The organism is Candidatus Auribacterota bacterium, assembly GCA_026392035.1.
GTDB lineage: Bacteria > Auribacterota > Tritonobacteria > UBA1439 > UBA1439 > JAPLCX01.
This window is the reverse complement of sequence record JAPLCX010000037.1, coordinates 16,791-37,573: the sequence shown is the minus strand read 5'-3', so window position 1 is coordinate 37,573 and position 20,783 is coordinate 16,791. Positions and strand designations below refer to the sequence as shown.

Genomic DNA, 20,783 nt, shown 5'->3' with positions numbered 1-20,783 from the left:
GAGCGCGAGCGACTTTGACCTGTCGAGGAGGGGAACGTCGAACAGCTTCACGAGGGGCTCCAGTGTGATCACCGCTTTGTTCGTGAGCGCCCTGATGTCCTCATGCATCTCCTGCGGTATCTTCGGCCCTTCGATGACCATTGTCTGCGTCACCGTCTTGGCCCTGTTGGCGATCTTGTCCACCAGCTCCACGATCCCGATGTAGTCCTCGCGGAAGAAGGGGAGAAATGCCCCCTCGGAAAGTTTCGCGAGGATTTTGCGCCTGCACTCGTCGGCCTCGTGCTCCTTCTTATGAACATTGTAGGAGCTCACGTTAGCCTCCTCTTCCTTGCCGTCCAGGTAGAGCGCGATCGTGGTCTCGAAGAGGTCGAGGCACTCCTTGACCTTTTCGAGGTGCTCCTTCATGAACTCCTTAACCTGCTGCTCTTTCTTGTCCCAGAACATGATGGTGCCCTCCTTTTGTTAGCGTACCCCGATGATATATGCAATCCCCAGAGCGAGAAACGCCGAGACCGCCGGCGTCAGCACCCAGCCGCAGAAGATCGTCGCCAGCATCCTCGAATTCACCGTCCGCATCCCCTTTGAGAAACCCACGCCGGCGACAGCCCCCACGGTGGCCTGGGCGGATGAAACCGGTATATGGAACTGCGTGGAGAGGTGAATCGCGATCGCGTGCGAGAGGACTACCACGAGTGCTGAGAACGGGTCAAGCGCCGTGATGCCATGGCCCACCGTCCGCATCACCTTGCGGGCATAGGTGAGCGCGCCGGCGGAAATGCTCACGGCCCCGAAGGCCGCCGCGATCACGGCGGGCCAGTAGTGAGAAGGGTCGCCGAAGAGCCCGGCCTGATAAAATGGCCCCGTGGTGACGACGACATTGTTCCCGCCAAGGGTATAGGCGGCATAGCACCCGATGATGATGAAACCGATCTTATAGATAGAGTTGAGGAACTCCACATTCTTTATGTGACGCTGGATGAGCGGCCCCACGAATTTCATAAACATGAACGCAATGCATGCAGACGCCAGGGGGCTGAGCACCCAGCAACATCCCCAGACCCCGAGCTTACCCCAATCGGCCCCTCCCATACCATTCGCCCATATGGCGATCCCCATGACGCCTCCCACTGCCGCCTGCGAAGCGGAGGCGGGGAGGCTCATGTATGTGCAGACACAGATGGTCACCGCGGCGCTCATGGTCGCAACGAAGGCGAGGGTCATCGTGATCGTCGTTGAGAAACGGTAGCTGTGGTAAAGCTTCGGGCCTTCCACAATCGCTCCCAGCGCGACGAAAATGGCGATGAGGATGATGGCTGTCTTGTAACGGATCGAATTTGTGGCTACCGCCGTCCCAAAAATATCGGCGGAGTTGTTGGCCCCGATCCCCCATCCCAGGAAAAGTCCGCCCAGAAGCTTGGCGAATAGGATCACACGCGCTCCTTTCTTGCTTCGGTAAGCAGATATGCGTAAAATGAGCTCTCAGTAAAACGCGTGCCGCGAGGCTATATCAAAAAAAAGCACCCGCCCTCTGGGCGGATGCCTCAAATGATCCCACACTCATAATGCCCCGCTATACAACGCACGAGTACTGCCCGTACGTCCTCCCATGCACCCCTCACGGGTGATGTTTATAGTGTAACTACGCGCGGGCGTTTCCGCTCTCTGTGAGTATATACAATGAGCACGGTGCTCGGGTGCTCAAAATTTATCATGTCTTCTGATTCGCCTCGATCTCTTGCCCCTCTCACCTAAATAAGTCCCCATGGAGAAACTGTCAGGCCGCTTACCGCTCAATCCCCTCCCCCCTTGTGCCTTCCTGATTTTTTGAACCCTCTCTGAACCGTCTTCCCGCTCTTCGTAATCAGACTCCGTATAGTGGTCATCCGGTTTCATCCCCGCAGGCCTCCTCCTTTCTGAGTTGAACCCGATAACGCGTTTATACTACCACATCAGGCGTTGTAAAGAAATAAATTTACCAGAAATAAATTTACCTGTTGCGCGGGCAGATGTCAGCATATACCATAGTGATTGCTCCGAGCCGTCTATCGCTACGGAAGAAATTTCCAGGCGGGGCGGCCGACAGGGTGCCGGGGGAAATCCCGGCGCCTCCCGTGCCTGGAAAGGAGCGAACGCTGAAATTTTCCCTCTCTTCCCAACCACGGAGGAGGGGGATTTTTATTGAATTTCACCACGGAGGCGCGGAGAGCACGGAGAAAATGTTACGTTTATTCATCGCGGATTATCACATATTGATTTTAACCACAGATGAACACACCTGCCGGCAGGCAGGCAGGGATAAACACAGATTACTTTTTACCCTAGAAACCAGAAACGAAAAACTGTTTTTGCTGTTTTAAGGTCCTCCGTGTCTCCGTGGTGATAAATTACATTTTAATGAGTTGAGGAGTGTAGATCATGATACATAAAAAGATGGTTCAACTTGTTCTTTTGCTGTGTGCCCTGATAGTAACGTCAATCGCGAGTCACGCGGCGGGGCGGCTGAAGCTCGCCACCACCACAAGCACGGTTGATACGGGGCTTCTCGATTCGATCCTGCCGCCGTTTGAGAAACGGCTCAACCTGAAGGTGGACGTCATCTCCGTCGGGTCGGGCAAGGCCATCGCCCTCGCACGAAATGGAGACGTGGACGCCATCCTGGTGCATGATCCCAAGGCAGAGGAGACGTTCGTCAGGGATGGTTACGGCGTCAACAGGAGAGAGGTGATGTACAACGATTTCGTCATCGTCGGCCCTGAAAATGACCCCTCGCGCATCGGGGGGAAACGAGACGCTGTCGTCGCGCTCAAGGCTATTGCGGGCGCGAAAGCGCCATTTGTCTCCCGCGGCGACGGTTCCGGGACACACGAGAAGGAAAAGGCGCTCTGGAAAGAAGCCGCCATCGCGCCCAAAGGCACATGGTATATGGAGACAGGCCAAGGGATGGGCGCAACACTCACCATCGCCGACGAGAAGAAGGGATACTGCCTCGCGGACCGGGCCACCTACACGGCGTTTTCGGATAAGGTGGAGCTCCGGATTCTCTGCGAGGGGGACCGCCGCCTGCTGAATCAATACGCGATCATCGCCGTGAGTCCCGCGCGTCATCGTCACGTGGGCTATATTCACGCAATGTGCCTCATCGGCTGGCTGACCTCGCCCGAGGGCCAAAATATGATCGGGGACTTTAAAAAGAAGGGTTCCGTCCTGTTCCACCCCAACGCATATCAGGAGGCGCGGGGGATTGAGCTACCTCATTGACGGTTTCCGCGAGGCGCTCCGCCTCATACTCCACTGCAACCCCGAGGTGCTGGGGATCTCTCTCGTTTCAATCAAAATAGCCACCGCCTCAACGCTCATCGCCTCCGCAGTCGGAGTCCCGCTCGGCTTCTCAATCGCGTCCCGCGAGTTCCACGGGAAGGGACTCGTCATCACGGTCTTCAATACCCTCCTCGCCCTCCCCACGGTGGTCGTCGGCCTCATGGTCTATTCCGTCCTGTCGCGCCAGGGGCCGCTCGGCTCGCTCAACCTGCTCTTCACGCCGCTCGCGATGATCATCGGGCAATTCGTCCTCGCCCTTCCCATCATCACCGCCCTCAGCATCTCAGCGGTACAGCACGTGGACACGCGCGCCCGTGACACCGCGCTCACCCTCGGGGCGAGCGAACGGCAGGCGGCCCGCGTCGTTCTGAGTGAAGGCCGCTTTGCGCTGTTCGCGGCGATCATCGCGGGATTCGGCCGCGTGTTCGCAGAGGTGGGGGTCTCGATGATGCTGGGCGGAAACATCAGATTCTACACCCGCAATATTCCAACTGCCATCGCCCTCGAAACCGGGCGCGGCGAGTTCGCCCTCGCGATCGCCCTCGGCCTCATTCTCCTCGCCGTGGCGTTCGGCATTAATATACTTTTCCAATGCCTCCAGCGAAGGTAAGATAGTGCGGCGAAGAGATACATGAGGCGGACCATGCTCCGGATCGAAGGGTTGGTCAAATCATACGGGAGCGCCTTCACCCTGGCGGTCGAGCAGCTCGAGATCGCGGAGGGGACAATCACGGCGCTCCTCGGCCCCAACGGCTCGGGTAAGAGCACACTGCTCGGCCTGGTCGCGGGCCTCAGGCAGGCCGACCGGGGGAGCATCAGCATGGAGGGCATGGCGCTCGGACTGTCCTCCGCCGCCCCGGCGGAATGGCGCCGCGCGGTCACCATGGTCACACAAAGGCCGTTCCTGTTCCAGGGGACGGTTGAGGAGAATGTCGGTTACGGCCTCAAATTCAGAGGCACCCCCCGCGCAGCGCGCACGGCGAGAATTGACCGCGCATTGAAACAGGCCGGTATCGAAGGATTCGGCCGGAGGAATGCGAGGGAGCTCTCGGACGGCGAGGCACAGATGGTCGCCATTGCGCGGGCGCTCGTGGTGGAGCCGCGAATTCTCCTCCTCGATGAGCCGACGGCGAATATTGACAGCGACAACGCGGCCCGGATCGAGACGCTGATCGCCTCTCTCAGCGACACGAACAATTTCACGGTTGTATTCGCCACCCACAACCTCGAACAGGCATACCGCCTCTCCACGCGCGTCGTTTCGATCATCCGGGGCAGGCCCGTGCCGGCGCACCCGGAGAATATCTTCCGGGGGACGGTTACCGGCGAACGCAACGGCCTCACGATAATCTCCCTGAGGGGGGGAGTGCAGATCGAGGCTGACACCACTCTCTCGGGGAGCGTGCATGTCGCGATCGATCCCACGAATATCATCGTCTCCAGGATGGAGCTCCACTCGAGCGCGCGCAACTCGTTCGCGGGTCGGCTCGTTTCCTCGAGCACGCACGGCCACCGGGTGAGGCTCGTGGTGGCCGCCGGCGTCGAGTTTTGCGTCCTGGTGACCGAACAGTCGTTCAGGGAAATGGCGCTCCAGCCGGGAGAGATCGTGTATGTGACCTTTAAATCAACCGCGGTGAGAGTGTTTTAACTACAGTGAAAAGCACAAGGTGTAAAGCTTAAACTAGCATGCTTAAACTAGCATGATGTGCCAGTTATGGGGTTTTACCACGGATGTACACTGATTATTACGGATGCGCGCGGATACATACCATAATCAATCCGTGCATATCCGTCAATCATCCGTGAAAATCAGTGGCGAAAACTTTGTCGCACACCCTGTATCTGAGGCATTACAAACTCGCAGTATCTAATTTCGACTCGCGGAGGGTGCCATGCCCAAAGAGCGGACGGTCTATGTCACGTGCCCCATGTGCAAGGGGATGCTCGAGGTGAATACCGAAAACGGCAAGGTCATCCGCCATTTTGAGGCGAGGGACAAAACCAAATCCGGAGACGCGCTGGCGGATGCGGTGCAGGCGGCCAAATGCAGCGCGGCCCTGACGGAAGAGAAATTCAAGGCGGCGCAGGAAAAGGAAAAGCACAAGCTGAAGCGCCTTGAGGAAACCTTCCGCGAGAAAAAGAAAGAGGTCGAGGAATCCGGAGATACCGGCAGGCCGATCCGGCCAATCGACCTGGACTGAAAGGAATCGACCGAACCGGAGAGTGGGCGAACCGGGGAATCGGCGAAACAGCGTTGGAAGGACGCCCGGCCAGAAGAATGCGCGAAGTTTCCGGACAGCATAAAGACGGTTTGATTAGTTCACACATATACATGGGGGTTCCCATTATGGAAACAGGTCACAAGGGTGCGCTCCTGGTTTTGACCGTCGTGTTCGCGGCCATGCTGACCGCCTTCAACCTTGCGACCGCGAGGGTAATCGCGTCCGGCACAGCGGGCCGGCTCATCCATCGCGACACGATCGTGCATGGCGACGGCGCCCGTCTCTATGCATACCTGCGTTCCGCATGGTTCGACGGCGACGTCAATACCGCCAACGAACTCGAACACTACTTCAATTACCCGGGAAGCCGCGAACCGGTCGAGATCATCACCACCTCCACCGGCTACGCGTGGAACCACACGCCCGTGGGCTGCGCGCTCCTCTGGTCCCCCTTCTTCTTTCTGGGGCATGTGACCGCCAGCCGGATGAACGCGAGCGGCATGAGTATCGCGGTTGACGGCTACTCCGCTCCCTACACGCTGGCGATCGCGATCGGGACGCACCTCTACTGCTTTCTGGGTATCATCCTCCTCTTCCTTATCTGCTCGCGCTATTTTTCAACGTTCGCCTCCCTCCTCTCCGTCCTCACTATATGGCTGGCTTCGTTTCTTCCCGCCTACCTCTTCCTCTACCCCTCGATGTCCCATGCGCAATCCTTCTTCTCGGTGAGCCTCTTCATCTGGCTCTGGCTGAAGGCGAGGGATCGCGGGACCATCCCGTACTGGTGCCTCCTTGGAGCTGCCGGAGGCCTGATGGCGCTCGTGCGGACGCAGAATATCATCTTCCTCTGTGTTCCGATCCTGGGGGCACTGGGCGGAGCGCAGAAGATCCCCGCCGGTCACAGGCTCCCCGGCGCGCTGCTCATGGGGGCGTGCGCCCTCGCCGCCTTCTCCCCTCAGATATATATGTGGAAGTTAACCTATGGCTCATGCCTGACAATCCCCCAGGGGGTAGGCTTTCTCCACTGGGGACGGCCAGCCGCGTTGGAGGTGCTCTTCTCCTCCCGGCATGGCCTCCTGAGCTGGACTCCTGCCCTCATCCTCGGCTTCGCAGGCCTGCCCGCCTTTCTCAAAAGGGAGAGGCTCCTCGGCCTCTCGCTCCTCATGGTGTTCATCCTGCAGCTCTACCTCAATTCGATCGTGGATGACTGGTGGGCGGGGACAGGCTTCGGCGCGAGGAGGTTTGACAACTGCCTCCCGATACTCGCCCTCGGCATGGCCGCGGTCTACGAGTGGATGCGCGCGAGAGGAATCGGGGTGCTCGCCGTCATACTCGCGGCGGGCTTCATTGCGTGGAACGGCCTCTTCCTCTGCCAGTACGCGCTGAACTGGGTGAGCCACTCTGACGCGATTGACATGGGCGTGATGGCGCGGGATCAATTACGGATGGTTTTTTCCATCATTAAAAGATTGGGGTGAGCTGTAGCGGAATTCTGTTTGCGTATTCGCGCCGATCCGGTCCGTATATAACAAATACACTCTCCCCCCCTGCGATTTCGAGGTCATCCTTCCAAGAGATCAGACCTTTTCAGATATCATACGATAGCCGATACCGGACTCCGTTTTGATCATACTCGGCTGTGTCGGATCCGCCTCGATTTTCTTGCGGAGATGGTTCATGTACACGCGCAGATATTGCGACCGTTCTTCTGCGTTAGGGCCCCAGACCTCGCGCAACAACTGACGGTGCGTTACCACCCTCCCCTCATGCCGGGCCAATACTCGGAGCAGGGTGTACTCCGTCGCTGTCAGGTGAATTTCCTTGCCGTGTACAGTCACTCTCCGCGAGAGATAATCAATACGCAACAGCCCGGATTCAAATACAGGCTCTTCAGGTTCTAAGGGTGAATGACGGCGGAGCACGCGCAGGCGCGCCATCAATTCATCCGGATGGAACGGCTTGCTCAGATAATCGTCCGCGCCTAAGTCCAGGGCGGTGACCTTCTCCTGCACGTCTTCCCTGACAGAGAGGATCAAGACAGGGACCTTGCTCCATTCCCGCAGCCGTTTGAGCACCTCCGTGCCATCCATGTCAGGCAGGCCCAAGTCAAGGATGATTACCTCAGGGCGCCTGAACACAGCGGTAGTCAGTCCCTCCTGCCCCGATTTCGCTTCATATACCGCATATCCCTCCGCCTCAAGCGCTATTCGCAGAAGCCGTCGTATCTGGGTTTCATCGTCAATAACAAGCGCCACCGGTTTGCCTTTTGCGCCCGTCATGTTCTCACCGTGATTATCCTTGTTTCCACCGGAATCCGCATGGTGAAAGTGGCGCCGCGCTCCGGATTGTTCTCCGCCGCTACCTCTCCACCGAGCGCGTGTATCAAGCCGCGTACGATCGACAGGCCGAGGCCGATTCCGCCGGGGGGCGCATTCGGGCCGCGATAGAACTTTTCAAAAGCACGGCTCGCCATTTCCGGTGAGAGGCCCGGACCTTCATCCATCACCCGAAGGATGAGATGAGGGCCATCCATGTGGGCAGCGACCTTGATTTCCGTACCCGCAGGACTGTACAACGCGGCGTTCGATAATAGATTGATCAGCGCTTGCTCCACAAAACCGGGATCCACTTTGATGGACGGCATATCTTCCGGCACAATGACGGAAAGTCGGCGTTGTTCGAGCAGATCACTCACCTGCTGACACGCGGAATCGATGATTTCATCCACGTCGCACCATGCCGGTTCGAGTCTGTACCGCTCTGATTCAATGCGCGTCATGCTCAAGAGGTTATCCACAATTCCGCTCAGCCGGCGGGACGCTGTTTCGATTTCATTGAGAATATTTCTCCCCTCCCCAGCCTCTTTGATTCGATCAAAAATCAGACCCAATTCGGCGGCAGCCGCCTGGATCACGGCCAGCGGTGTTTTGAGTTCGTGGGAAACGCAGTCAAAAATGGTTTTGTATAACTTCTCAGATTCTTCAATCAAGCGGCTGCGGCCGGTCTGCTGGATCAGCCAATAGCGTTCAATCATGACCGCGATCTGATCCGCAAATGTCTCCAGCAATTCGCGCTCATCCAGCGCCAGGGACCGCCGGTTACGAAAATGAACCGTCAAAACACCCACCTTGTTCTTGGTAGTTTGCAGGGGTAGATGCAGGGAATCGGCTTCGGGCAACGTGTCGGTAAAACGGCCCGAAGGCTGTCCATGCATTAAGGCCCAGATAGCCAAGCTTTTCTCTTTGTCACTCATAGGCCAGGTGCTGGCAGGATGAGGACGATCGCTGAGCTGACCGTTCTCTCCCACCAGCAAGATGGCGGATTGTGCATGGAATGCACTCTGGATTTCCTGCATCGCCCTGCGCAGACCCTCATCCAGTGTGGTGCTCTCAACCACGCCTTGTGCGAGACGATAGAGAGCGGCGGTGCGCTGCTCGCGCTTCCGTTCAACCATTTCCCGGAGGCGCAGTCTGGCCGTCAGTTGGCCGATGACCAGGGCGACAATGAAGTACATGACAAACATCAGTGCGTCGGGAAAATGCGATATTCGGAAGGTGAACACCGGTGGTATAAAAAGATAATTCCAGAGCAATGCGCTGGCGGTGGCAATCAACAGCATGGTCACACGCCGCAGTTTCGTGGCGAGAAAAACCACCAGGGTGAGATAGATCAAGGCGATTGCCCAGTAACCGGTGATTTCCCTCAGCAGCCAGCAGATCCCGGTGACGGCGCCGACCGACAGTGCCCCGATGCCGATTTCCATCGCCCATGGCCTGAATTTTATTGTTTTCCAGGCTGATGGGCGCGGGCGCTCCTGTCTTTCTTCAGCCCGCACCACGCACACGTCAATAGCGCCGCTCCGACGGATCAACTTTTGCACCAGCGATCCGCCCTTAAGGAATTCTATAAGGGGGCTCCCTGGAGGCTTGCCGACTACAATCTGCGTAACGTTCTCTTCCCGCGCCACGCGCAGAAGCGCGCTGACAAGATCATGGCCGGCGGTAGAGATCACGTGCGCGCCCAATTGCCGGGCCATGGAGAGAGTCTTCGCAAGCCGCAGTTTTTCCTCTTCGCTCAAGGAGACGGCAGACTCCACATAGACAGCAACCCACGGCGCGTCCAGTGCAGATGCAGTGCGCCGTGTCCAGCGGATCAATTCCTCAGAGAAAGGGCTCGGCCCGACGGCGACCATGAGTTTTGCATTGGTTCGCCACGGTCCCGTAATCTGGCGGACCGCCATGGCGTCGCGCAAATCCTGGCTGACGTGCTCCGCGGTGATGCGCAAGGCCATTTCGCGCAGGGCCGTCAGGTTCTCCTCGCGGAAGAAATGAGCGGCGGCAGTCTCCGCCATTTCGCCCACATACACCTTGCCCTCAGCCAGACGTTCGCGCAACTCCTCCGGGGTCAGGTCTACCAGTTGTATCTTGTCGGCTTGATCCAGAATTGAATCGGGGACGGTTTCATGAACGTCCACGCCGGTAATCTGCCGGACCACATCAACGCGGCTCTCAAGATGCTGCACATTAAGCGTCGTATAGACATCGATCCCTGCGTCCAACAGCTCCAAAACGTCCTGATAGCGCTTGGGATGACGGCTGCCGGGTGCGTTGGTGTGCGCCAGTTCATCCACCAGGACGAGCTGGGGTTTGCGCTGAAGAGCGGCATCCAGGTCCATTTCGCGCAACGTGACGCCATGATACTCTACGGGGCGGAGGGGTATGACCGGCAGTCCGGCCAGCAGCACCTCCGTCTCCGAACGGCCGTGCGTCTCCGCCACCGCGATTGCTACAGCGATCCCGTCGGTTTTACGATGGTGAGCCACTTTCAACATGGCATAGGTTTTTCCCACCCCGGCGCACATGCCCAGGAAGATCGTGAGCTTTCCGCGACGCTGCTCCACATCCGCCTGTTTTATAGCCGAGAGCAATGCATCAGGACTGGGCCGCAATTCTTCATTCATAATGTGGCTTCATTATAGATTATCGAGGGCGAGATTAAGAAGCAAAACATTGACACGGGCTTCACCAAGGAAACCGAACTGTGGCGGCTCGATCAGCTCCCGGGAGACTTTCTCCAACCGTGCCCGCTGCGGGGGCGTGAACCCACGCGCCCTGGCGACCCTGTCCATTTGAAAGGCCATGGCCGCCGGGCTGATGTGCGGGTCCAACCCGCTTCCGGATGCAAAAAGTAAATCGAGAGGGACAGGGGCATCGGGATGCAACGCGTGAGCGGCACGAAGATTCACGGCGCGCTCCTGAACTGCTTTTTTTAGCGCCGTGCTTGTCGGCCCCTGATTGCTGGCACCGGAGGGGATCGTGTTGAAATCACATGCCGAGGGGCGGGGATGAAAATACCGGGGACTTTCAAACTTCTGCGCAAGGAGGGCGGAGCCAGCGGGTACGCCCTTCCATTTCACAATACTCCCTTCGGCACGCTCGGGGAAAAGCATCTTCGCCATTATCGTCATTCCGATCGGGTAGACCACGCCGGTCAAAAGCGTCAACACAAGAAATAATCGAAGCGCCTTCGCAAAAATCATTGTCATAACCTCCGCGCTACACAAGTCCCATCGCGACAAGGAGCATGTCAAGCACCTTTATTCCGATGAACGGCGCAACGATACCGCCCAGTCCGTAAATAACCATGTTCCTGACGAGGAGGGCCGATGCGCCTATGGGGCGATATTTCACGCCTCGCAGGGCGAGCGGGATCAATGCGACGATAATCAGTGCATTGAACACCACCGCGCTTAAGATAGCGCTCTCGGGCGAATGCAAATGCATGACATTCAATTTCGCAAGCGGTCCCTCCCCCCCCTTCACCGCGTACAGGGTGCTGAACATCGCGGGCAGGATCGCGAAATACTTGGCAACATCATTGGCGAAACTGAATGTCGTGAGCGCTCCGCGCGTCATCAGAATCTGCTTGCCGATTTCTACGATTTCCAGGAGCTTGGTCGGGTTGCTTTCGAGATCCACCATGTTGCCGGCTTCGCGCGCGGCCTGGGTTCCGGAATGCATCGCGACACCCACGTCCGACTGCGCGAGGGCGGGCGAGTCATTGGTGCCGTCCCCGATCATTGCCACCATGTGCCCCTTGGCTTGTTCCATGCGGATGAGATTCAGTTTGTCTTCCGGCTTTGCCTCCGCCATAAAATCATCAACGCCCGCCTCGGCTGCTATCGCCGCTGCCGTCAGCGGATTATCACCCGTGATCATGATGGTGCGGATTCCCATTTTGCGCAAGCGAGCAAAACGCTCCCGTATGCCGCCCTTCACCACATCTTTCAGATGAACGACGCCGAGAACGCGTTTGCCGTCGGCTACCACAATCGGCGTGCCGCCGCTTCGGGCGATCTGCTCCACGCCTCCCGCCACCGTGGCGGGATAGAGCCCCCCCCCCTGTTCCACGTAGTGCCGCATCGCCTCGGCGGCCCCCTTGCGAATGGAGCGCGTGATGTTTCCTTCCGGCCCGACGAAATCCACGCCGCTCATACGTGTCCGGGCACTGAACGGCACGAACTTTGCGTGCGGCTCGGCAACCTCCCGACCCCGTAAGCCATAGCGCTCTTTGGCGAGAATAGCGATGGAGCGGCCCTCCGGTGTTTCATCGGCAAGCGAGGCCAGTTGCGCGGCATCAGCGAGCGCGCTTTCCTCAATCCCGGTCACAGGCATAAAAGCCGTGGCCATACGATTGCCGAGAGTAATCGTTCCGGTTTTATCCAGCAGCATGACGTCAACATCACCTGCCGCCTCCACCGCCCGGCCGCTCATGGCGAGTACATTGTGGCGCATCATGCGGTCCATGCCGCCGATCCCGATGGCGCTGAGCAGCCCGCTGATGGTCGTCGGCATCAGGCAGACCAAAAGGGAAACGAGGACGGCTATGTTTGTTATGGAGGACCCCGGCTGATGCGCGGCCTGCTCGCTGTACCATGCAAACGCGGGAAGCGTGACGACGACAAGGATAAAGAGCACAGTCAGGCTTATCAGCACCACCGCCAACGCAATCTCATTCGGCGTCTTCTGGCGTTTGGCGCTCTCGATCAACGCAATCATTCTATCCAGGAACGAATGGCCGGGCTGGGAGGTGACCCGCACCACAATGCGATCGCTGATCACGCGCGTTCCACCCGTAACAGCGCTGCGGTCGCCGCCGCTTTCTCTGATGACCGGGGCTGATTCACCGGTGATCGCGGATTCATCAACCGTGGCAATTCCCTCGACCACCTCGCCGTCCGCCGGAATGATGTCCCCGGCCTCGCATACCACCATATCCCCGGCGCGAAGATCGGCAGCGGGAACGGTCTTGATTTCACTCCCGCTTATTTTGCGGGCGACCGTCTTGCTGCGGGTTTTTCGCAACGCGTCCGCCTGCGCTTTTCCGCGGCCTTCAGCCAACGCCTCCGCCCAGTTGGCGAACAATACCGTGAACCACAGCCACAATGTGATCTGCACATTGAACGCAGTCGCGTTTCGAAAAAGTGCAAGTGTCACCAGCGCCGCCCCCATCCAGACAATGAACATGACAACATTTCTCCGCTGCTCACGAGGATCCATCTTGAGAACGGCATCACGCAGAGCGCGACGCCATAAGGTAACATCCCCGAGGAGATTTATGGATTTAGTCGTCATATGTAATCCCTGGATTTTAGAATGTCATTCCGCGCAGCATCAGACCATGCTCAACGACGGGGCCGAGAAAAAGCGCGGGAACAAAGGTCAACGCCCCGACGATAAGAATCACCCCGATAAGAACAAAAACAAATGCGACGCCGGTTGTCGGGAAAGTGCCTGAACTCGGCGGAGCGGCCTTTTTACCCACCAGAAGGCCTGCAATCGCAAGAACCGGGATGATCACTCCGAAGCGACCGATCAGCATCGCCAGCGCAAGCCCCCCGTTATAGAAGACAGTGTTGGCGTTCAGCCCCGCAAATGCGCTCCCGTTGTTTTGCGACGCCGAGGTAAACGCATACAGAATCTCGCTCAAGCCATGCGGACCTCCATTGGCCACGCTGGAGCGCCCCTCCGGTAAAAGGCATGCCACGGCGGAACCGGCCAGGATCATGGCGCTTGGTAATAGAATACCGATGATTGCCCAGACCATCTCACGTGCCTCGATCTTCTTGCCGAGATATTCAGGGGTGCGTCCCACCATGATGCCGGTGAGAAACACGGTCAGAATCACAAAAAGCACCATGCCGTAGAGCCCCGCCCCAACGCCGCCGAAAACAACCTCCCCAAGCATCATATTGAACATTGGAACCATGCCGGCGAGGGGCGACATGCTGTCGTGCATCGCATTGACGGAGCCATTCGATGCCGCAGTCGTCGCACATCCCCACAGTATGCTGTTCATCACGCCAAACCTTGTCTCCTTGCCCTCCAGCCACGCTGGATTTCGCACTATCGGATTGACACGGGTTTCCGACCACCACGCCGCTCCGAGACCCGTCATGAGGATTGCGAGCATCGCCGCTAACAGGCACATACCGTGCCGGCGACTGCCAACCATCCGGCCAAACATATATGTGGAGGCGGCCGGGATTAGCAGAATGGCGAGCATCTCGAGAAAATTGGAAAAGGGGGTAGGATTCTCAAACGGGTGTGCACTGTTAACTCCGAAGAATCCACCGCCATTTGTGCCCAGCTGCTTGATGGCGATTTGCGAGGCGGCAGGGCCAAGTGGAATTACCTGCGAGCCCCTTTCCAATGTCTTGATAGAAATATAGGGTGACAGGGATTGGACGACCCCCTGACCGACCAACAGGACAGAAAGCACAATTGAGAGAGGCAGCAGCACATATACTGTAGTCCTCGTCACATCAACCCAGAAGTTACCCACCGTTTTTGCACTCTGGCGCTTCAGTCCGCGCGCGAGCGCCAGCAATACGGCCATCCCCGTGGCGGCGCTCAGGAAGTTCTGCACGCACAAACCCGCCATCTGCGTGAGATAGCTCATGACTGACTCGCCGGAATAGGCCTGCCAGTTTGTGTTCGTTATGAAACTGATCGCGGTATTGAAGGCCAACCAGAATGGCACATCCGGCAATTTCTGAGGATTCAATGGCATGGCGGCTTGAAACATCTGCAGGATTAACAGAAATAGGAAGCCGATTCCATTGAAAGAGAGTAGCGAGAGGGCGTATTCTTTCCATGTCATCTCGTGAGAAGGGTCGGCACCGACCAATCGCAGCAGGCCGTTATCCAGCCTGGCGAAAGGAGTAGCAACATCCCTGCGCTCTCTACCGAGCACTCTGAATATGTGCGACCCTAGGAGTGGCGTAAGTATTGTCAGACTTCCGAAATAGAAACTCGCCTGGATTATGTCAATTGATTTCACATTATCATGTTATGGCAATAGCCGGACTATAGGTAATAAAAAGGTGGCAGGAAGGAATAAAAAATATGTTAATTTACTCTGTTTCCGCCCCCTGCCTTTCTCAGAACTGCATCGTCATCTTGAGCCCACCCCACGGTATGATGTCTTCAAATATATCAACAGCCGGGGTATAAGTCTCATGAGTTAGGCTTTTCGTGAAATGGATAACGCCGCACGCAATAATGTGGTGATTGAGCGGTACTCCCAGCTCCAGCCCCCAGTCGATGTGCGTAAGCGTGGTATTGCGCTGATACTTATGGTCATCCATTCCCAAAGCCATTGAAGGGGTCAAGATGGCGAGTCGTTCGCCGTTCGAGGCAATATTAATATTGTGGGAGATGTCCCACTCATAGTAGCTCCCTTTGTAAAAGCGATAGTCATACTTATACGTAAAGGTTGGCTTGAGCGGCATATCGAGGCTGAATTTGCTTCCAATCTCACCGCTATCTTTCGCCCCGATATCATCATAATAGAAATATTTCCAATACGGGCTGATCGAGATGATCTTCCACGCGAGAGGAGCATACACGGTGAAATCACGCTCCATGGTGCTCGGCTCAATCCCTTTCCATGTCGTATCGATCTGCCAGTAGTCGAAGCCCAACCCTCCCGAGAAGTTACCAAACTGATGTGTAAGCTCCGTGTAGTAGTCCTGTGAAATCTGCACGCCGTTCTTCGCAACATTGGCGCCTTCGTAGACATAGTTGCTCATGAAATCGGCTTCTGTTCCGAATTTGGCAGGGAGCAGTTCGTCAAGCCTGTTCAGCCCGTGGTCAGCAAGCGCAAAGGGCGGGACATGGTTAAGGAGAAAAATCTGCTCACATTGCTTTTGAATTTCTGCAATCGCCTGCTCCTCATAATCTCCTCGTGGCTCAGCATCGGGAGTATCTTGGGCGAGGATGAATCGCGGGAATACAGTCCCAATGCTGAGTGCTACCATTATTACACAGGCCGGTCGTCTCATTTACAGCCCCAGGATGTTGATTGTTATCATGGTGGGATGGTGGCATATGACTGAGATGGGAGCTAATAAAAATGGGGCGTAAAGGCATAAAAAAGATGTTAGTTCACTACAGAATAATCAGAGGAGATTTGACCGAGCGGCGCGGATAAATGTATAACGGCTCACACGGGAGGTCAGACAAACATCCCCGCAATTGTGCCCGTCATGTAAGATGCCAGGAGCCCGCCGAACATCGCTTTCAGCCCCAGTTTCGCGAGGTCGTGCCGGCGCGAGGGCGCCATTCCCCCGATCCCCCCGATCTGGATCGCGATGGAGCTGAAGTTGGCAAAACCGCAGAGGGCGTAGGTGACGATGACGTAGCTCCGGTACTGGAGATGGATCCCTTTTGCCGCGAAGTCGGCGAGGTGGAGATACGCCACGAACTCGTTGATCGCGAGCCGCTCGCCGAGGAGTGTCCCGATGTTCATGCAATCCACCCATGGAACGCCCATGATCCAGCAGAACGGGGCGAAGGCGTAGCCGAACAGTATCTGCAGGTTGATCTGCAATGAGGTGCCGAAGATCAGGTTGCACAGCGCCCCGATCTTCTCGACCCCGTAGTTGGCCATGCTGACGAGGGCGATGAAGGCGAGGAGCATCGCGCCGACGTTCAGCGCGAGCTGCAGCCCGGTCGCGGCGCCGCTCGCGGCGGCGTCGATGAGGTTGGCGCACGTCTTCGGCAGGTGTATCCGCACACCCCCCTTCGTCTTCGGCACCTCCGTTTCGGGGTAGATCAGCTTGGCCATGACGATCGCCGCCGGCGCCGACATGATGCTCGCGGTGAGCAGGTGGCCCGCGATGTCAGGGAAATAATCCTTGAGCATCCCCACGTAGGCCGCCATGACCCCCCCCGCCACCGTGGCGAACCCCGCGCACATCACGCACATAATCTCGGACATTGTCATCTCTTCGATGAACGGCCTGACGGTGAGCGGCGCCTCCGTCTGGCCGAGGAATATATTTGCCGACGCGGAGAGCGTCTCGGCCCCGCTCGTCCCCATGCACCGCTCCATGATCCAGGCGACGAAGGCGACCACCCTCTGCATGATCCCGAGGTGGTAGAGCACGGACATGAGCGCAGAGAAAAATATTATCGTCGGCAGAACAGAGAAGGCGAAGTATGCCCCCGTCATCGCAACGTAGCCCGCCACCTGTTTCGCCGGCATGTTGGTCGCCGGGTCACCGATGCCGATCGGGACATTGTTGCCGATGAGATTTCCAAAGATGAACTTCGATCCGTCAGCCGTGAAGCTCAGGAGCCTGATGATGACGTCATTCATGGTATTGAAGAACACCTCACCAGGCGCAGCGCGGAGGCCGAAGGCGCTTTTGACAAACTGGTTGAGCGGGCTGTTCGGGATTACGAGGAACGCGAAGAAGACCTGGAGCATAGTCCCCCAGACCACGACGCGGAAGCTGATTCTCCTCTTGTTGTTCGACATGAGAAACGCGACCCCCAGGATGACGATCGTCCCTATGAGACTTATGAATCTATACATGGCCGTCTCCTTTCACGCTGAAATGTTATGGCATTCTCCACCGGAGCACAAGATGATATTTTCGGCGATGAGATTACACATGTGTACTCCCATTGCCTCGTAGCCGACACTTGTGAGGAGGGTCAAACCTTGTCCCATTAGTAGCGCACCCTTAAGGGTGCGCTACGGAATTAGGACAAGAAGCTGATGTCACTATGCAAAAATCCACATATATATTTAAACCATCTGCGCCATGAGGGGGCCGGCATAGGCTTGACACCTCTTCCCCTGAGCTATAGAATGTAACGCACGTAAGGTCGCACCCCTGAATGCACTCTAAACCGTCGCTCCTCAACCGGCTGAAGATCCTGGTCATCGGGGCCGCCCACAGCCCCCATGACAAGGCGATCTTCCATAAGCTCTCGCTCATCGCGTTCTTCGCCTGGGTCGGGCTGGGCGCTGATGGCCTCTCCTCTTCATGCTACGGCCCCCAGGAGGCATTCCTCGCACTCCAGGGGCGCATCTACCTCGCGATCTTCGTGGCCCTGGGCACTGCGCTGACCGTGTTCATCATCAGCGCGAGTTACTCTCAGATCATAGAACTCTTCCCGACGGGAGGCGGCGGCTACCTCGTCGCGAGCAAGCTGCTCTCCCCCACTCTCGGGATGGTCTCCGGCTGCGCCCTCCTGGTTGACTACGTGCTCACCATCACGATCTCCATCGCGAGCGGTTCGGATGCCATCTTCAGCTTCCTCCCCCCGGAATGGTATTCCTGGAAACCAAGCCTCGCAGTCGGCGGGGTCGCGATAATCACCGTGCTGAACCTGCGCGGAGTGAAGGAATCGGTGCTCCCGCTCGTGCCGATCTTTTTAATCTTCGTGATCACCCATGTGTTTTCGATCATCTATGCGCTCGGGGCGCACTTCACGAGTCTCCCCATGGTTGCGAAACAGACGGTGGCCGAGGTCCAACGGGCGAGCGCGGAGCTCGGTTTCGTCGGGATGCTTTTCCTGATGCTGCGCGCATACAGCATGGGAGCGGGCACCTATACCGGGATCGAGGCGGTGAGCAACGGCCTCCCGATCCTCCGGGAGCCGAAGGTCCAGACGGGTAAACGCACCATGCGCTATATGGCGGTGTCGTTGGCCTTCATGGCGATGGGACTCATGTTCGCATTCATACTCTTCGGGGCTCAGTTACAGGCCGGAAAGACATTGAACGCGGTACTTTTTGAACGAATTGCCGGCGACTGGGGGCGGACGGGGTATCTCTTCGTGCTCATCACCCTCATCTCCGAGGCGGCAATACTCTTCGTCGCCGCGCAGACCGGCTTCCTCGACGGGCCCCGGGTGCTCGCCAACATGGCCATGGACCGATGGGTCCCCACTCGTTTCGCGATGCTCAGCGACCGCCTTGTGACGCAGAACGGCATTCTGCTCATGGGAGCGGCGGGGCTCGCGCTGATGCTCCTCAGCCGCGGTTCTGTCCGCTTCCTCATCGTGCTCTACAGCATCAATGTCTTTATCACCTTTGTCCTCTCGCAGCTCGGAATGGTTCGGCACTGGTGGCGCTCCCGTGAGAAATTTAGCCCCTGGCGTAAGAAACTGTTCGTGAACGGCGTGGGCCTGGTCCTCTGCGTCTTCATCCTCATCTCCGTCACCATCGCCAAGTTCAACGAGGGGGGATGGATAACCCTGGCGGTCACCGGCACGCTGATCGCCATCGTCATCGCCATAAAGAGCCACTACACGCACACCGCCCGCCTCCTCCGGAATCTGGACGCCCTCATCGCCGTGACCGAATCCTCGAGCCCGGAGATCATTCCCGGCGTCGCCCCCCGCCCCCGGGCCGGCCAGGACTTTGATCCGCAGGCGAGGACCGCGGTGGTGCTCGTGAACGGCTTCAATGGGATGGGGCTCCACACGCTGTTCAGCATTTTCAGGATGTTCGGGGATGTGTTCAGGAATTTCGTGTTCGTTCAGATCGGCCTCGTTGATGCCGGAGTCTTTAAAGGTGCTCACGAGCTTGACCAGCTCGAGGGCAAGGTGAAGAGCGATCTGGACCGTTACGTGAGCTACATGCAGAAGCACGGTTATTACGCCGAGGGGATCTCCCATATCGGCACCGACGTTGTTGACGAGATCACTCAGCTGGGCACGAAGATACTGGACCGCTTCCCCCAGGCCATCTTCTTTGCGGGACGCCTCGCGTTCCCGCAGGATTCATTCCTGTCGCGCTGGCTCCACAACTACGTCGTGTCCGCCATTCAGAAAAAGTTCTACTCCGAGGGGATTCCCTTCTTTGTTCTCCCCATCAGGATGTACGCGACGCCGAAATCCGTGCGGGAAAACGTATGATGCGCATGCTCAAGCTCGGCAACCGCACCCTCCTCCGCCTCGCGCTCTATGCACTGCCGTCGGTGTGCATAGTCGACGGTTTTCTCGTCGAGCCGGACTGGATCAGGACGCGGAAAATAAATCTGGGCGGGACGGGGCCGACCCATCGCCTGGTTCACTTCACCGATCTCCACTACAGGGGCGACCGGGCGATGCTCCGGGGGCTCGTGGATAAGATCAACGCCCTCGACCCGGACTTCGTCTGTTTCACCGGAGACATCGTGGAGGAGAAGGCACACCTCAAGGAGGCGCTCGCGCTGCTGCGCGGGATCCGCTCTCCGCTGTTCGGCGTCCCCGGCAACCATGACTACTGGAGCGGGGCGCCGTTCGAGGAGATCGAACGGTCGTTCGCGGCGACCGGAGGGGCATGGCTCGTGGACCAAGCGGTGGCGAGTCCTGATGGAAAAATCATCATCGTGGGCGCTTCAAGCCACAACACTGGTTTTATTAAAAAGGAGCCCACGGGCAAGCGCCTTTTGCTGACCCACTACCCCGCATTCGCCGATCTCCTGAAAGGAAAGACATTTGACCTCATCCTCGCGGGCCATTCGCACGGCGGCCAACTGCGCATCCCGCTCTGGGGAGCTGTCGCGGTCCCGTGGGGCACCGGCAGATACGAAATGGGGCTCTACCAGACAGGCGCCGGCCCCCTCTACGTGAATCCGGGCATTGGCACCTTTTACATGCCGATACGCGTATTTTGCAGGCCGGAGGTAACCGTCATCCAGTTCTGAAGCGCTGCCCCGATTATGTATTCAAATGTGGGCCTTCAGCCATTTTATCCCGTAGGTGATTTATGGAAAGCAACCATAATGTTTTCACCACGGAGAGCACGGAGTTTCACGGAGCACACGGAGATTATGTATCAGATAAAAGATCAGAAAGTTATAAATACGCATTCTCAGTGTCCTCCGTGCTTCTCAGTGTCCTCCGTGGTAAAACATTGAGGGTTCCTGGTGAAAATAGGGAGGCCTCAGATCAGCTT

At 57.6% G+C, this 20,783-nt stretch carries 16 protein-coding genes and 1 riboswitch; of the genes, 7 read left to right on the top strand and 9 right to left on the bottom strand.

Annotated elements, in window-relative coordinates; translation table 11 throughout:
* The coding region (locus tag NTX71_03720) for a DUF47 family protein (protein MCX6339011.1) at positions 1-444 on the bottom strand (444 nt) is incomplete at its 3' end.
* Between the two features lie 18 nt (positions 445-462).
* Entirely contained in the window at positions 463-1,431 is a 969-nt protein-coding gene (locus NTX71_03715) for an inorganic phosphate transporter (GenBank protein ID MCX6339010.1), read from the bottom strand.
* A gap of 588 nt (positions 1,432-2,019) precedes the next feature.
* A riboswitch (molybdenum cofactor riboswitch) is annotated at positions 2,020-2,142 on the top strand.
* Between the two features lie 273 nt (positions 2,143-2,415).
* Between NTX71_03715 and NTX71_03710 the strand changes: the two genes are divergently transcribed.
* The 5 genes from NTX71_03710 (at position 2,416) to NTX71_03690 (ending at position 7,018) form a co-directional block, all read left to right on the top strand.
* Positions 2,416-3,258 carry a substrate-binding domain-containing protein gene (locus NTX71_03710; protein ID MCX6339009.1) on the top strand — a complete coding sequence of 281 codons (843 nt, stop codon included), beginning with the start codon at positions 2,416-2,418 and terminating at the stop codon, positions 3,256-3,258.
* Entirely contained in the window at positions 3,242-3,928 is a 687-nt protein-coding gene (locus NTX71_03705; GenBank protein MCX6339008.1) for an ABC transporter permease, read from the top strand. Before NTX71_03710 ends, NTX71_03705 begins: the two co-directional genes overlap by 17 nt.
* A gap of 33 nt (positions 3,929-3,961) precedes the next feature.
* The gene (locus tag NTX71_03700) at positions 3,962-4,966 is read left to right on the top strand and encodes an ABC transporter ATP-binding protein (protein MCX6339007.1); all 1,005 of its coding nucleotides are present in this window, start codon (positions 3,962-3,964) and stop codon (positions 4,964-4,966) included.
* 244 nt (positions 4,967-5,210) lie between these two features.
* The gene (locus tag NTX71_03695; protein ID MCX6339006.1) at positions 5,211-5,519 is read left to right on the top strand and encodes a hypothetical protein; all 309 of its coding nucleotides are present in this window, start codon (positions 5,211-5,213) and stop codon (positions 5,517-5,519) included.
* A gap of 146 nt (positions 5,520-5,665) precedes the next feature.
* On the top strand, positions 5,666-7,018 hold the full coding sequence (locus NTX71_03690; GenBank protein ID MCX6339005.1) for a glycosyltransferase family 39 protein: 1,353 nt from the start codon (positions 5,666-5,668) through the stop codon (positions 7,016-7,018).
* A gap of 99 nt (positions 7,019-7,117) precedes the next feature.
* Here the strand turns inward: NTX71_03690 and NTX71_03685 are convergent, their stop codons facing one another.
* The 7 genes from NTX71_03685 to NTX71_03655 all read right to left on the bottom strand — a co-directional run bounded on the left by NTX71_03685 (position 7,118) and on the right by NTX71_03655 (position 17,423).
* Positions 7,118-7,819: a response regulator gene (locus NTX71_03685; GenBank protein MCX6339004.1), complete on the bottom strand. Its 702-nt coding sequence runs from the start codon at positions 7,817-7,819 to the stop codon at positions 7,118-7,120.
* Entirely contained in the window at positions 7,816-10,500 is a 2,685-nt protein-coding gene (locus NTX71_03680) for a sensor histidine kinase KdpD (GenBank protein ID MCX6339003.1), read from the bottom strand. The genes NTX71_03685 and NTX71_03680 overlap by 4 nt, the downstream gene beginning before the upstream one ends.
* 12 nt (positions 10,501-10,512) lie before the next feature.
* A complete protein-coding gene (gene kdpC / locus NTX71_03675; protein MCX6339002.1) occupies positions 10,513-11,085 on the bottom strand; it encodes a potassium-transporting ATPase subunit KdpC in 573 nt (190 codons plus the stop codon).
* Between the two features lie 10 nt (positions 11,086-11,095).
* Positions 11,096-13,174: a potassium-transporting ATPase subunit KdpB gene (kdpB, locus tag NTX71_03670; GenBank protein MCX6339001.1), complete on the bottom strand. Its 2,079-nt coding sequence runs from the start codon at positions 13,172-13,174 to the stop codon at positions 11,096-11,098.
* 16 nt (positions 13,175-13,190) lie between these two features.
* Complete coding sequence (gene kdpA / locus NTX71_03665; protein ID MCX6339000.1) at positions 13,191-14,882, bottom strand: potassium-transporting ATPase subunit KdpA; 1,692 nt, start codon at positions 14,880-14,882, stop codon at positions 13,191-13,193.
* A 100-nt stretch (positions 14,883-14,982) separates the two neighbouring features.
* Positions 14,983-15,885: a hypothetical protein gene (locus NTX71_03660; protein ID MCX6338999.1), complete on the bottom strand. Its 903-nt coding sequence runs from the start codon at positions 15,883-15,885 to the stop codon at positions 14,983-14,985.
* Between the two features lie 173 nt (positions 15,886-16,058).
* Entirely contained in the window at positions 16,059-17,423 is a 1,365-nt protein-coding gene (locus NTX71_03655; GenBank protein ID MCX6338998.1) for a NupC/NupG family nucleoside CNT transporter, read from the bottom strand.
* Positions 17,424-17,731: 308 nt separating this feature from the next.
* Between NTX71_03655 and NTX71_03650 the strand changes: the two genes are divergently transcribed.
* Positions 17,732-19,759, top strand: coding sequence for an APC family permease (locus tag NTX71_03650; protein MCX6338997.1), 2,028 nt, complete (start codon positions 17,732-17,734; stop codon positions 19,757-19,759).
* Positions 19,756-20,532, top strand: coding sequence for a metallophosphoesterase (locus NTX71_03645; GenBank protein ID MCX6338996.1), 777 nt, complete (start codon positions 19,756-19,758; stop codon positions 20,530-20,532). Before NTX71_03650 ends, NTX71_03645 begins: the two co-directional genes overlap by 4 nt.
* Positions 20,533-20,783 lie beyond the last annotated feature (251 nt).